We start from the raw sequence: 13,206 nt of genomic DNA, 5'->3' as shown, positions 1-13,206 counted from the left end.
TTTCTTACTTTTCGTCTTTCACATGCAATGGCCGATAGACCTTTTTCAAAAATTTATGCATCAGTTCAGGCAGGATTTTTTTTCTTCTTGTTACCAACGTACTGACAATCGCCTTTTTTTCCTCCTTCGAAACCATCCAGTCATCAGGAATGAGTGAGACTATTTCTTCCATTAAGTGAATGGGCATGGTTTGAATCAATTCAAGGTGTTCAGTAAAACTTTGTTCGCTTTCAATAAATTGCGCCATTAATTGATGTGTCGCACTTTTCAATACTTCTACTGGCAGATTTTCTAAATCAGCATCAAGCCAGTTGGATGTTCCGAAAATCTCAGCTTGGTCTATCATCCATAATTGGAAATTACTGTACTCTGCTTCTCGTAAAAGAATGTTTTTCCTGGTTCGATCACGATTACATAGCCAATAATCCAGTAAAATGATCCCTGCAAGAGATTGATGGTTCATTATATTAGAGACATGGGAAACCTGATGTCCATTTAAGCAATCCGGCAAGTACAACGAGGCGAATTGGAACTGGGTCTGATGCACTTCAGTAAGTTTCGCAACTTGTTTCGAAAATTCTTGGGGAATATCCACTAATCGGGCAAATGGAACAGGCAAACCAAGATATCGTGCCAAGCAATATCCTACCCACTCATTAGGCAGAGTTTTTTCAAAACCAGGTTGAAAAAATTTAACCACGTAGTCCTGTCCATCATTAAAAGTGATTAAATGTGCATTCGATTTCCCTTCCAATTTCTTTTGATAGGCAACAGGTTTCATCACGCAGTATCCACCTCACCGTCAGCACCTTTATTCTTTTGAATGATTTTTGTTAACAAATGAATATAGTCATCTGCTACAGCTTGGATCGAAAATTGTTGTTGAACATGGTCCATTGCTGCTTGCGACATCTGTTGCTGGCGTACCGGGTCATCTAGGATGCTATATAACTGATTGACCGCATCTTCGACATTTTGTCCACGAAAAAGCAATCCCGTCTCCCCTTCTGCCACTAATTCCGTAACAGGCATCATTCTAGAAGCAACAACGGGAACACCGCAAATCATCGATTCAATAAACGTATTGCCAAACGATTCTGATTTGGTTGTCGCGAGGGTGCAGCCGCCTGATTGCCGAATTTTTGCATAAACATGTGGCATTTGCTGATAGGGAATGACTGGAAACCATTTGATGATCTCGGTGAGCCCTTCCTCTTCCCACGCTGCCTTAAATTCTTCGCGCTGCACACTTTGTGCGCCTCCTATAATCCAAATTTCAATATCGCTGCGTTCATTTTTCATCATTTTTGCCGCCTCAAGCAACATTGGCCAGTTCTTACGTTTGTCCAATCTGCCAATCCAGCCGATAATTTTTTTATCGGCAATGAGCGTGGGGGCACTGTTGATATCGATTTCCTCGGTGGATAATGCCCGGAAAAAAGTTGTATCCACGCCGTTGTAAATCACATGAATAGGGACGTCATTTGTCAGAATAGAGACTAACCGTTTTTGATAGTGTGAAGGAACAACGATACATTCTGGCTGAATTCCTTTGAATGATTTAAGGTGAGGTATGAGCTTTATGAGCTCGGGGGTTCGAGCCTCCACAATGACAGGGCCGTGATATTTAGCTTTTCTAATCCATTTATAGGCTGCACTTGTGTCGACAACAATGATGGCGTCATAGGCGTTGTTTTTAATAATGTTTATAATCTCCTGTTCATCCTTTGTTAAATAAACCTGAGCAATATCCTGCATGATATGGAGCCCGCCGTGGTCTGTCGTATATAAAAATTCAGTATTAATTCCATGCTGTTTAAAATAAATCGATCGGTTTCTCCATCCGGCATTTACCCCGCCAACGGTGAGGAGCCGCCAGATTACAAGTACTTTCATTCAGCTTTCTCCTTATTTTTATTTGGGACCTCCTCTGTTAAAAAGTAAAATAATAGGGCCCCCATTTTTATATAAGTCTGCTATTTGTATCATCTATGAAGGAGTTTCCTGTTTTTATGACCGCTTCTGCGATCCCGATAATGGTATCTTTCTCCTTCAAAGCGCTTCCGATTGTGGTGTTTATCATTTTCACGGCGGGATTCCCCTGCGAAACGTTTTCCTTCATTGCGATTTCGGTCCCTTTCGGAATTTCGATCCTTCTCTCCCTTTCGATCACCATCAGGGAATAGCTCCTGCTCTCGGGCATCCCAATACTCATCAATTTTTTCCATCACAGTATCCGGGTTCTTACCCCGTGCAAGCATTGTCTTGATCCATTCTTCTTTGAATACTTTATGGACCAAGCCTTGCAGCTGTGCAACATATTTTTCCTCCTCCTCCGTCGTTAGGAGCTGGGTGCTTAAATTTTTCAAAGTATCTTTGTCAGGTGTTTCTGGAAGTAAAATTTGATATATTTGATGAGAAATCTCTTCCATTCGGATATAGTGCAGCCATTCCGCATAAACTTCCGGAGCCATTTCTTGAACATGTGCTAAAAAGATTGCTTTATTTTCTTCCCCTAGTGAGGTCAATAATTTCCGTGGATACGGATAAACGCGGTCACGCCAAACTGTTCTTGCGACGTCAATTACCTTCAAGTTGCCATCTGGCTGCAGGTAGATTTGCCTTTTATGATGGTCGATCCGCTCATAGCCAATTTTTTTAAACGTGATTAACATCTCAAGTAGCTTGGCGGATAATGCTTCGGAAAGGGGCTGAGATTGTAAGTACTCTCGAATATCGACACCTTTGATAATATCCATCGCAATATAGAGTGGTCCTTTCGCATGGATGGTCGGAAATAGATTTGTTCCTTTTCCAAGGGATAGGGCATAGTGTTCTCGTTCACAATCCTCTTCGTTCCCGAATACTTTCACACAAACATCGTCAGAAACTTGGAAGACCGCACCTTGACGCCCTTTCCCTAGCATGATTAACGTGGAATTGTTCACTACTTCCACGTCCGAATTTACTACATTAGTAACTTTTATATCTTTTAACCTGTTTTCTAATTGTTTACTATTCACATTTTTCCTCCTTACATAGAATCATCTTTATTCGGCAGCGATTCAGATGATTTGCTGGTCACAAACCACTTTCTAATCCCTTACTTCCTGCTGGATTTTGCAGCTTGTTTAATAAAACCATTCTTAAAAACTGCAATAAAAACGACTCCCCTTTGTTGCCTACTATAGTAAATTCAACTAAGGGGAAAAATGTTAAGGCAAGCGTCTAAAAAACAAAAAAAGGACAACTCTACGTTGTCCATTCCATATATGGTGCCTGACACCTATCTCAGCATTACCCCAGTGAGAAAGGTTAAAAATACGTGGGTGCCGAGTTTTACGGTTGGCTGCACGTTGGTGTCTTTTAGTGGGTCGAGGCAGACAATGTCCATTGCGTTGACTTTTGGATGTTTTGCAGCTGCCAGTACCCCTTCTAGCAGTTCCGCTGTTGTCATCCCCCCCGGCGTTGATGCCGGTACCCCTGGAGCATAGGCGATATCTAGGACATCCATGTCAACCGTAAAATAAATGGTGTCGACCCTCTCAGCCAGTTCTGCCAAACACTGGCGGACCGTTTCTTCAACGCCTTTTTTCCTGGCATTTCGAAGTGTTATATAGGTGACGCCCTTCTCATCAGCGTACCGCTTCAAATCCTTCGTATTGAAAAAACCATGCAATCCAATGTTGTACATATTGGATCCCTTTACAACACCGCTTTCAATCAAGTTCCGCATCGGTGTCCCGTTGGAGGGTCCATTATCAGACAGATCCCGTAAATCAAAATGGGTATCAAACTGGAGAATTCCAATTTTCTCGTCCGGCCGTGCCTGATGCAATCCTTTTACCATCATCGCAGTAATCGAATGGTCACCGCCAATCGCACACACCTTTGACGTTTTAAAATGTTCATGGATCACCGCGGATGCTTGGATAATATTGTCATGACAGCGGTGAATATCGGTGACGTGCATCGGAATATCACCAACATCGACCGCCATTCTTGACGATAGATCTACATCCTCATCCAAATTATAGGTGGTAAACCCCTTCCAAGCGCGGCGGAAAGCATCCGGAAATTCAGAAGCGCCCGAAGCACTAATCGATGAACGGGAAAGCGGAACACCGACAACGACAAAATCGGCATCCTTGCTTTTTTCAGAATCAGCATCGGCGGTGAGCGGCTGAATCCACTCGTGGACCTTGGCAATCTCCGCACCGCTTTCCGGCCTTACCCATGTAAAACTTGGCGGATTCAGTTTAGGATAGAGGAAGCTCTTCAACTAATTGACCTCCTCTAACAACCACCCGGCCATTTTTCACCACGGTATCCGTATGATTCACTCCATACGAGTATTGAAGCTTCATATAATTCTCGATGTTAAAAATCGTCACATCGCCTTTTTTCCCAACTTCTAAACTGCCAATATCAAGTCCGCGATTAATCGCATGTGCCGCATTAATCGTTGTCGCGGTGATCACCTCAGCAGGAGTCATCCCCATTTTTAAACATCCAAGATTCATAATAAATGGCAATGAAACAGTCGGTGACGAGCCAGGATTACAATCTGTCGATAACGCTACAGGCACTCCCAGGTCAATCATTTTTCGGCCATTTGCGGATTCAGCCATTAAAAAGTAGGCTGTCCCCGGCAGTAGCACGCCGACTACACCTTTTTCGGCCATTGCCTTCATCCCTTTTTCCGATGCCTTAAGTAAATGGTCCGCTGAAATCGCCCCTACTTCTGCTGCAAGCTCTGCACCCTCATATGGTTCAATTTCGTCCGCATGAATCTTTGGAATCAATCCGTGACGCTTCCCCGCTTCTAGAATTACCCGCGATTGTTCCGGTGTAAAAACACCGTGCTCACAGAACACATCGTTAAAATCCGCAAGTCCAAGCTCCGCCACCTTTGGAATCATTTCTTCCACTAGCACACGAACAAACTCATCGGGATTTTCCTTATATTCCTTTGGCACCGCATGTGCACCCATAAAGGTTGAAACGACATCCATGACATGCTTTTCATTTAACTGCTTCGCTACTTCCAGCTGCTTGAGCTCGGTTTCCCATTCCATCCCGTAGCCGCTTTTTGCCTCAACCGTTGTGACTCCGTGACGCAAAAATTGATTCAACCGTCCATAGCTTTGTAGAAAAAGCTCTTCATGTGTCGCTGCCTGTGTCGCCCTTGTTGTCGCATGGATGCCGCCGCCCGAATTCATGATTTCCATATACGTTGCACCTTGAAGGCGCATATTAAATTCATTTTCCCTGCTTCCGGCAAAAACTACATGTGTATGCGGGTCAACGAGACCTGGCGTGACGAGCTTGCCACGTGCATCCACCACTTCAGCTTCACCGAGACGACTGGAAAATTTTTCAACTAACTCTTCATCCTTACCGACTGCTTGAATGACTCCGTCCTCAATCCATACACTGCCATTCTCAATAATACCAAGCTCAGACATCGCTTCTTTTACAAGGGGGGCATGAGAGCTCCCCTGTAAAGTAACGAGCTGAGCAGCATTTCTGATAAAAAGTGCTTTACTCAATTCCAACATCCTCTCCGTCTATTAATCTTGCTGAAGCATTGGCATTTTAATGCCTTTTTCTTTCGCTGTCTTAATCGCAAGCTCATAGCCGGCATCCGCATGACGAACAACCCCCATACCAGGGTCTGTTGTTAAGACACGGCCAAGGCGCACTTCAGCATCCTTCGTTCCATCGGCAACAATAACCATTCCTGAATGCTGGGAATATCCCATACCAACACCGCCGCCATGGTGTAACGATACCCAACTGGCACCGCCAACAGCATTGATCATGGCATTCAAAATCGGCCAATCGGATACGGCATCACTGCCATCCTTCATCGATTCTGTTTCACGGTTCGGCGATGCCACGGATCCGGCATCCAAATGGTCGCGGCCGATCACGATTGGGGCTGAAACTTCGCCGGAAGCAACCATATCGTTGATCACTTTACCAAAGCGGGCACGGTCTCCATATCCTAACCAGCAAATTCGAGCAGGAAGACCTTGGAAGCTGATTTTTTCCTGCGCCATTTTTACCCATTTGCACAGATGCTCATCATCTTTGAACTCGCTTAATAGGGCTTCATCAATTTTGTGAATATCTTCAGGGTCACCAGACAATGCTGCCCAGCGGAACGGCCCTTTTCCTTCACAGAATAGCGGACGAATATATGCTGGAACGAAGCCTGGGAAATCAAAGGCATTTTCCACACCCTCATCTTTTGCTACTTGACGGATATTGTTGCCGTAATCGAACGTAACGGCGCCTTTTTCCTGCATTTTCAGCATTGCCTTCACATGGATGGCCATGCTTTGCTTCGAGAGTTCAACGTACTTGGCTGGATCTGCTTTCCGCAGTGCGGCTGCTTTTTCTAATGTATAACCTACTGGAACATAGCCATTTAATGGATCGTGTGCAGAAGTTTGATCGGTTAACACATCCGGGTTGAAGCCTTTTTCAATCATTAGCGGCAAAATTTCCGCGGCATTCCCTAATAAACCAATCGACAACGCCTTACCTGCCATTTTCGCTTCATGGGCCATTTTTAACGCTTCATCAAGGTCATTAGTTTTCACATCAAGGTAAGCGGTTTCAATGCGGCGGTCGATTCTGGTCTCATCCACATCAATCGCTAAACAAACGCCATCGTTCATCGTTACTGCCAGTGGCTGCGCACCACCCATGCCGCCAAGACCTGCAGTTAATGTGATCGTGTGTTTTAATGTTCCGCCATATTCCTGACGTGCTAATTCAGCAAACGTTTCATAGGTTCCTTGAACAATTCCTTGGCTGCCAATATAAATCCAGCTTCCGGCCGTCATTTGTCCGTACATCATCAAGCCTTTTTTATCAAGCTCATGGAAATGCTCCCAATTCGCCCATGCAGGCACAAGGTTAGAGTTTGCAAGTAATACCCTTGGGGCATCCTTGTGTGATTTCCAAACAGCTACTGGTTTACCAGATTGAATTAACAATGTTTCATCATTTTCTAATTCAAGCAGTGTTTTCACAATGGCATCGTATGATTCCCAATTTCGAGCAGCCTTGCCAATACCGCCATATACCACTAAATCCTCTGGTCTCTCGGCAACCTCTTGATCAAGATTGTTCATCAACATGCGAAGTGCGGCCTCTTGAATCCAGCCCTTTGCATGTAATTCTGTCCCTTTATAGTTTTTAATCACTCTTGGTTTCGCCGTATTCGTTTCCATTCTTTTCACTCCCTATTTATTATTCTATTTTTATTATAAAAATAAAATCTTCTGAAAAATACGGAGGAAACAATAGAAAATGGATAAAATCGATGGTTAATACTGCATTTTTTTTAGGATAACCCCTTCTTAAATTATAATATTTTTAGAAAATGATAATTTATATGGAAAAAGAGAACAATTTCATTAAATTGTCCTCTTTTCGTCCCGCTTATTTTTTTGTATTCTAAATTCTCGTGGCGACATGCCGATTATTTCTCTAAACATTCTGCTAAAATAATTGGCATTTTGATAACCCGCCAGAATCGATATCTCTTTAATCGGCTTTCTTGTCTCGATTAATAATCGCTTTGCTTCATTCATTCGTATACCCGCTAACAACTCTGTAAAACTGGAGCCGGTTTTCGTTATCAGCAAATGACTGAAGTAGGAGGGGTTCCGGTCCACATACTGCGCGACATCTTCCAGCCTGAGGTTGCAATTGGAAAAATTAGCCTTCATAAACATAATACCCAGTTCAATTGGATCTTGTTTCAAGTGGTGCATGCATGTTTCGGCACCAACAAATATTTTTTGACTAAATAAAATTAGGTTTTGAACGGTCCGATAAAGTACTGTATCATATAAAATCGAATTAAATATAGTTCGGTATTCTTGTTCATGGCTTGGATTGTCATTTAGATGATAAGTCTTCATAAATCTCCTGACTTGCGCCAAAATACTGGTTAACCTAATTCTTACTAAGCCTGGATCAGGATAGGGGTCCTGTAAGTGAAGAAATTCATCATAGAGCCACTTTTTTATTTTTCCCAAATCCAAATTTGTCAGCATGTCGACCCATTCTCTTTGTTCCGGGGGTGTTAAAAATGGATCGATATGCCCCCAATCCGGTGAAAACTCAAACTCGACTACTTGCTGGTATCCTTTATAGTAGGTAAACTCCAGCATTTTCCTTGTTTGCAGGTATTTCTGATTAAGGGTCATTGCCGAAGAATTCCCTTTATGTACAACGATCGCCAGTGGGTCAGAGTATTCTTCTTCCCACCTTCGCATCGCCTTTTGACATTGTTCAGTGATGGTGGGGCAAGTTTCCTTGAATAAAAGCACGACCATATCACTTAACGTGAAAACACCGCGGCTATCAATGAATGGATATTCCATGAGAAAGGAATAAAGGATCGGAACCGTATTTACATTGTCTGTCTGAAAAGCCGCTATTTTAACATTTTCCGCTGTTGCTTCCTGTGATAAGAATAATTCTTCATAAGAAATGTCTTTATGTAAATGAGGATGGTGAATGCTGGCAGTATGAAAATTTGTGTTCAGTCTTCGTGAAGCTTTTTGGAAAGCTGCCTTTACCTTTGTTGTCGAAAAAGGCTTGATCATTAAGTCCAATGCCTGCATATCAATGGCAAGTCGTGCCTTTTCAAATGTTGCTTCTGCACTGGTTAAAAGTAAGATAGGATCATAAATTTGCATCAGTTCACGGAAGGCAGACCATTCCTCCTTACTGATCATATCCAGCTCCATTAAGACAATATCAGGGGTTTCTTTTTCAAACAAAACAATGAATTCCTGATAGTTTGATGCTAGTAAAATGTTCGACACGGGAATTGATGAGGTCTTTAATAACCATTTCAATCCCTCCCGCTCATTCAAATCCCGATCTGCAATCAGCCACTTACCTTCCATAAACACTCACCCCTTCCCTCCAATTATACCTAAAAACCGGCACGAGCATGATACGAATGATTTCCAGGTCATATGTAAACGATAATAAAAAATCCCGAGGAGTGAATCGATGCGAAAAATCATTATGTTAGCATTTGTGATTGTCCTATTTTTCCCTTGCCAAACAATGGCTCACCAATGGAACGAGCCAATCAATGGCATTTATGTGAAGGCTACGAACACAAAAGGCCCTCAATTTGAAAAGTTACGGAACCTCGTAAAAGAAACCGATTTGAATGCAATGGTGATTGATATAAAGGATGACCTTGGCAACCTTACTTTCACTCCAGCGAAAAATTCACCTTATTTTGCGGCCAGCCGTCCCTATATCACAGACCCGAAAAGTGTTATTCAAGCATTAAAGAAGGATCATATTTACCCGATTGCGAGAATTGTGGTTTTTAAAGATAATGTGTTAGCAGATTCAAAGCCAAACTTATCGTTTATGAACTCTCAAGGGATTTGGCGGAATTCCCACGGCGATTCGTTTACAAACCCCTTTCAGAAAGAAGTTTGGGATTATAATATTGGGATGGCCATCGAGGCAGTCAACGTCGGATTCAAAGAAATTCAATTCGACTATGTGAGATTTCCTGAAAAATTCGAATCTATTGAGGGTCCGCTCAGCTATATAGGTAAAAGCGAAGGTAATCGCACTGCTGCGGTCACTGGATTTGTCAAATATGCAAGCGAAAAATTAAGACCATATGGTGTTAAGGTGTCAGTGGATGTATTCGGAAATGCGACAGTCATTCCAGTAGCGAGTGGGATTGGGCAGAATTTTTCTGAAATCGCACAGCATGTCGATGTGATCTCAGCGATGATTTATCCAAGTCATTGGACAACTATTTTCGGGATCACAAAACCCGATTTAGAGCCATACCGATTAGTAGCAGAATATGCAAAGGTTGAGAATAATCGATTGAAAAAATTACCTGCACCGCCTACTTCAAGGCCGTGGCTTCAGGATTTTACCGCAGCCTGGCTTGGCAGGGGAAATTATAAAGTATATGGCAAGCAGGAAATTGAAGATCAAATTCGCGCCTTACATGCGCAAGGAATCAATGAATTTTTATTATGGAATGCCGGTAACAACTATACTGCTAACGTTGACTATACCCCGTATTAGATAAAAAAGGACAATAACCCGGCTTGACCGAGGAATTTGTCCTTTTTTACTTCCTAACTATTATGCCTTCAACTGTGGTCTAGAGAACATGATTCCAAAGCCTAAACCGCAAATTATCGCAAGGAGATGTGTCGCCCCTGTAGACAGTGCGAGGAATTTGAGAACCATTCCATAACTCTCATTCGGAATGCTTAATAGGATCCTCTGAAAAACGGGTTTGTAAAGAAAAAAATAAGGAATCAGCACCAATGGGACAGCAAGCCATTTTCGTCCGATTAAATATTTGGATAATAGAAAATAAATAACGGCCATTAAAATAGCAAATCCGTAAACAAATGAATTAATGTGTTGGGCGGCCCGGCCCGGCTGATCTAAAAAAGCCAAAACACTTAAATATATAATCCAAAAAAGAGCAAATAAAATAGCAACCACCTGCGTTTTAATCAATAACCTTATCAAACCAATCACCTCAAAACCCAATAGCTTAACCAACTAACCATAACACAAAATACAATCTAATTACCAATGTCAACGACTTACAAATGGTGCCTGTCACCATTAAATAGTATTCCACTATGAAAACAGAAAAAAGAACCAGCTGGATGTACGCATCCTGCTGGTCCTTTTTCTTTGGTTTAGCCAACATTTAGGCCGAAGTCTGTTGCGATACGGCCAAGTCCGCCTTGGTAGCCGGAGCCGACGGCTGAAAATTTCCATTCGCCGTTGTGGCGGTATAGTTCCCCAACGATAATCGCTGTTTCGATGGAGAAATCCTCTCCTAAATCATAACGAATGATTTCTTGATTGGTCTCTTCGTTAACAATTCGGCAGAATGCATTCGACACTTGTCCGAAATTTTGACCGCGCGCTTCGGCATCATGAATCGTAATGACAAACGAGATTCTTTCTACTTGAGCAGGCACGGCTGATAAATTAACTTTTACTTGCTCATCATCGCCGTCCCCTTCTCCAGTACGGTTATCACCTGTATGTACAACGGAACCATTACCGCCCTCAAGCTGATTATAGAAAACAAAATCCTGTTCAGATGCACACTTACCATTCGCATTTAATAAAAATATACTTGCATCTAAATCGAAATCGTTCCCGCCATCATAACGATTGGTGTCCCAGCCAAGACCAACAACCACCTTGGATAAACCCGGATTTGTTTTCGTTAAATCTACCTTTTGACCTTTTGATAATGAAATTGCCATACTAACACCCTTTCCTATCTTATTTTTATTGTGCCTTCCTAAGAAAAATAGAAAGCTACTACCATTCTACACCGATACCTACAATTATTCACGTAAGATGGTGTTTGAAATCCCAAAAATTCCAATACCTTCCTTAAGTGTACGAAAATAATCCCTGTTTTTCTACCATAAAAAATAACTTTCCCTCTATTAAACCAGGATTGGAAACTGCAAAAAATGGGTAAGTTAAGAAAGTCAAACCTAAATTGGCAGGTTGTGCTATAATGAACTGTTGGCAAAATGGGTTTTGCCGTTTATTTTAAGCAGGGAGCGATTCTTTTTATGATAAAAATTGAAATACCTAATCCAGATATCGTTATTACGAAAAAGAGACAAGTAGGAGAAAAAGTAGAAGCCGCACTAAGCAGTGAATATGGTTTTACTGATTACAATAAAATTCCCCGGGATAAAGGCGGGATCATTCTTTTTTTTAACGCTAATGACGAATTGCTTTATGTCGGTAAAGCTAGAAAATTAAGACCCCGAGTAAAGCGCCACTTTGAAGACACTGTCTCTCCAATCAAAGCGCATCGTGATGAAGTGTATAAAATTGCAGTATTAGTAGTAGATGAGCCGATGGAAAGAGAAATCTATGAAACCTACATCATTAATACACTTCAAGCAAAATACAATACCGACAAAGTATTCTATAAATAAGCAATTATAGTGAAAAGAGCAGGTATCTAGCGTCAAGCGAAAACCTGCTCTTTTCTTATATTATTAACTGATGTCTCCATATTTCAAAATCATTTCTTTTTCAATATGACTGGCCCGTATTCCAAACTGTGGCTTCAACCGCTCTACTTTTTCACCTAATAAAATCTTGACCGCCAAATATGGAAGGTTTACGCCGGAAAGACAGCTGACATGCATCCCTCCACTCATGCGTGGATTAATTTCGAGCAGTTTCGGCACACCCTTGTTGTATTTGACTTGGATATTGAATACATATGGCAATTTATATTCTTGATGAAACTTATGGGCTAATTGAATTAGCTCGAGACTTTCCACTAGCTCTCTGACTCGTCCATCCCCTTTCATCCGGGGAATTGCAGCGTACAATTCATCCTGTGAAGAAACGCAGTCAATACTATATTCCCTTCCTTCTAAAAACTCCAGCACCATTAAATCGGGAAAGGTTTCCTGCTGACTTAAAATCTCGCAGGCATAATTATAAGGAATTCGATAGCCGATTCCCTGTTGGAAAAGCTGGCTGACGGACTCAATTTTGTCCTTGATCACGCGAAAGCCATTAGCTCCTTCACCAATGACAGGTTTGAAGCAAACCTCATGACCTTTTTCCTTGAGCTGTCCATACGCCTTTTTAAAATCAGCTATGTTATTGACGACGTAATAGTCCGGTATGGAAAAAATGGGCGCTCCGTTCGAAAACGTTAGATATGCTGCTGCTTTATTATCCATCGTTTCCATTAAGGATGCATCGGGACAAACTAGAACTTTCACACCCAATGCATCGAAATCTGCCAGCCGTTTAGAAATAAGAACATTTTCTTTCCGGGGAATGAAGATATCGATCCGGTGCCTCTCGCAAAACTCAAGACAAAACTCAATGTATTCATCACCATAAATATCCGGTTCGACAAAGGCGAAATCACAATTTTGTAAATAAAGCGCGTCTTTATTCGGGTGTGTGCCATAAATGATAAATTTCCGGTGATCTTCGTTGTTCCGAATCATATCAATATAATGCGAAACCGTCGTAAACCATCGATTAAACCAAATCTTCATTCGAATCCTCTTTCATGTTGTAGTTAAGACCTTTTCCATTATGCGCTAACTGGATGTATTTTATAATCAAAAACTCATAATGTTCAGATGAGAT

12 protein-coding genes are annotated in these 13,206 nt (G+C 41.9%); 2 read left to right on the top strand and 10 right to left on the bottom strand.

Annotated features, from left to right (window positions below; all coding sequences use genetic code 11):
• Window positions 1–4: 4 nt before the first annotated feature.
• The 7 genes from ACIQXV_RS10560 to ACIQXV_RS10530 all read right to left on the bottom strand — a co-directional run bounded on the left by ACIQXV_RS10560 (window position 5) and on the right by ACIQXV_RS10530 (window position 8,939).
• Window positions 5–781, bottom strand: coding sequence for a HipA family kinase (locus ACIQXV_RS10560; protein ID WP_402958796.1), 777 nt, complete (start codon window positions 779–781; stop codon window positions 5–7).
• The gene (locus ACIQXV_RS10555) at window positions 781–1,896 is read right to left on the bottom strand and encodes a glycosyltransferase family 4 protein (protein ID WP_402958562.1); all 1,116 of its coding nucleotides are present in this window, start codon (window positions 1,894–1,896) and stop codon (window positions 781–783) included. Before ACIQXV_RS10555 ends, ACIQXV_RS10560 begins: the two co-directional genes overlap by 1 nt.
• Before the next feature lie 89 nt (window positions 1,897–1,985).
• Window positions 1,986–3,023 carry a serine/threonine-protein kinase gene (locus ACIQXV_RS10550; RefSeq protein ID WP_402958560.1) on the bottom strand — a complete coding sequence of 346 codons (1,038 nt, stop codon included), beginning with the start codon at window positions 3,021–3,023 and terminating at the stop codon, window positions 1,986–1,988.
• Between the two features lie 263 nt (window positions 3,024–3,286).
• Window positions 3,287–4,282 (bottom strand): agmatinase family protein, encoded by a 996-nt coding sequence (locus tag ACIQXV_RS10545; RefSeq protein ID WP_402958558.1) that lies wholly within the window; start codon window positions 4,280–4,282, stop codon window positions 3,287–3,289.
• A complete protein-coding gene (hutI, locus tag ACIQXV_RS10540) occupies window positions 4,260–5,561 on the bottom strand; it encodes an imidazolonepropionase (protein WP_402958557.1) in 1,302 nt (433 codons plus the stop codon). The genes ACIQXV_RS10545 and hutI overlap by 23 nt, the downstream gene beginning before the upstream one ends.
• Window positions 5,562–5,573: 12 nt before the next feature.
• Entirely contained in the window at window positions 5,574–7,247 is a 1,674-nt protein-coding gene (gene hutU, locus ACIQXV_RS10535; RefSeq protein ID WP_402958555.1) for a urocanate hydratase, read from the bottom strand.
• A 186-nt stretch (window positions 7,248–7,433) separates the two neighbouring features.
• Window positions 7,434–8,939: a helix-turn-helix domain-containing protein gene (locus ACIQXV_RS10530; protein WP_402958554.1), complete on the bottom strand. Its 1,506-nt coding sequence runs from the start codon at window positions 8,937–8,939 to the stop codon at window positions 7,434–7,436.
• 109 nt (window positions 8,940–9,048) lie between these two features.
• On the opposite strand from ACIQXV_RS10530, the gene ACIQXV_RS10525 reads away from it, so the two are divergent.
• Entirely contained in the window at window positions 9,049–10,107 is a 1,059-nt protein-coding gene (locus ACIQXV_RS10525; RefSeq protein WP_402958552.1) for a putative glycoside hydrolase, read from the top strand.
• 60 nt (window positions 10,108–10,167) lie between these two features.
• On the opposite strand, the gene ACIQXV_RS10520 is transcribed toward ACIQXV_RS10525, so the two are convergent.
• Complete coding sequence (locus ACIQXV_RS10520) at window positions 10,168–10,566, bottom strand: hypothetical protein (RefSeq protein ID WP_402958550.1); 399 nt, start codon at window positions 10,564–10,566, stop codon at window positions 10,168–10,170.
• Window positions 10,567–10,742: 176 nt separating this feature from the next.
• Window positions 10,743–11,324 carry a TerD family protein gene (locus tag ACIQXV_RS10515; protein WP_402958548.1) on the bottom strand — a complete coding sequence of 194 codons (582 nt, stop codon included), beginning with the start codon at window positions 11,322–11,324 and terminating at the stop codon, window positions 10,743–10,745.
• A gap of 321 nt (window positions 11,325–11,645) precedes the next feature.
• On the opposite strand from ACIQXV_RS10515, the gene ACIQXV_RS10510 reads away from it, so the two are divergent.
• Window positions 11,646–12,020 (top strand): nucleotide excision repair endonuclease, encoded by a 375-nt coding sequence (locus ACIQXV_RS10510; RefSeq protein WP_402958546.1) that lies wholly within the window; start codon window positions 11,646–11,648, stop codon window positions 12,018–12,020.
• A gap of 63 nt (window positions 12,021–12,083) precedes the next feature.
• On the opposite strand, the gene ACIQXV_RS10505 is transcribed toward ACIQXV_RS10510, so the two are convergent.
• Window positions 12,084–13,112: an ATP-grasp domain-containing protein gene (locus ACIQXV_RS10505; protein ID WP_402958544.1), complete on the bottom strand. Its 1,029-nt coding sequence runs from the start codon at window positions 13,110–13,112 to the stop codon at window positions 12,084–12,086.
• Window positions 13,113–13,206: the final 94 nt, after the last annotated feature.

Origin of the sequence: Neobacillus sp. NPDC097160 (genome assembly GCF_044762155.1) — a bacterium.
GTDB lineage: Bacteria > Bacillota > Bacilli > Bacillales > Cytobacillaceae > Neobacillus.
Note: the sequence above shows the minus strand (reverse complement) of the source record. Positions and strands in the feature narration are given on the sequence as shown.

Excerpts from the sequence above, each read along its gene's own strand:
- ACIQXV_RS10505 (WP_402958544.1), bottom strand. The coding sequence starts at position 13,112 with ATGAAGATTTGGTTTAATCGATGGTTTACGACGGTTTCGCATTATATT.
- ACIQXV_RS10515 (WP_402958548.1), bottom strand. The coding sequence starts at position 11,324 with ATGGCAATTTCATTATCAAAAGGTCAAAAGGTAGATTTAACGAAAACA.
- hutU (WP_402958555.1), bottom strand. The coding sequence starts at position 7,247 with ATGGAAACGAATACGGCGAAACCAAGAGTGATTAAAAACTATAAAGGG.
- ACIQXV_RS10560 (WP_402958796.1), bottom strand. The coding sequence starts at position 781 with ATGAAACCTGTTGCCTATCAAAAGAAATTGGAAGGGAAATCGAATGCA.
- ACIQXV_RS10525 (WP_402958552.1), top strand. The coding sequence starts at position 9,049 with ATGCGAAAAATCATTATGTTAGCATTTGTGATTGTCCTATTTTTCCCT.
- hutI (WP_402958557.1), bottom strand. The coding sequence starts at position 5,561 with ATGTTGGAATTGAGTAAAGCACTTTTTATCAGAAATGCTGCTCAGCTC.
- ACIQXV_RS10555 (WP_402958562.1), bottom strand. The coding sequence starts at position 1,896 with ATGAAAGTACTTGTAATCTGGCGGCTCCTCACCGTTGGCGGGGTAAAT.
- ACIQXV_RS10530 (WP_402958554.1), bottom strand. The coding sequence starts at position 8,939 with ATGGAAGGTAAGTGGCTGATTGCAGATCGGGATTTGAATGAGCGGGAG.
- ACIQXV_RS10510 (WP_402958546.1), top strand. The coding sequence starts at position 11,646 with ATGATAAAAATTGAAATACCTAATCCAGATATCGTTATTACGAAAAAG.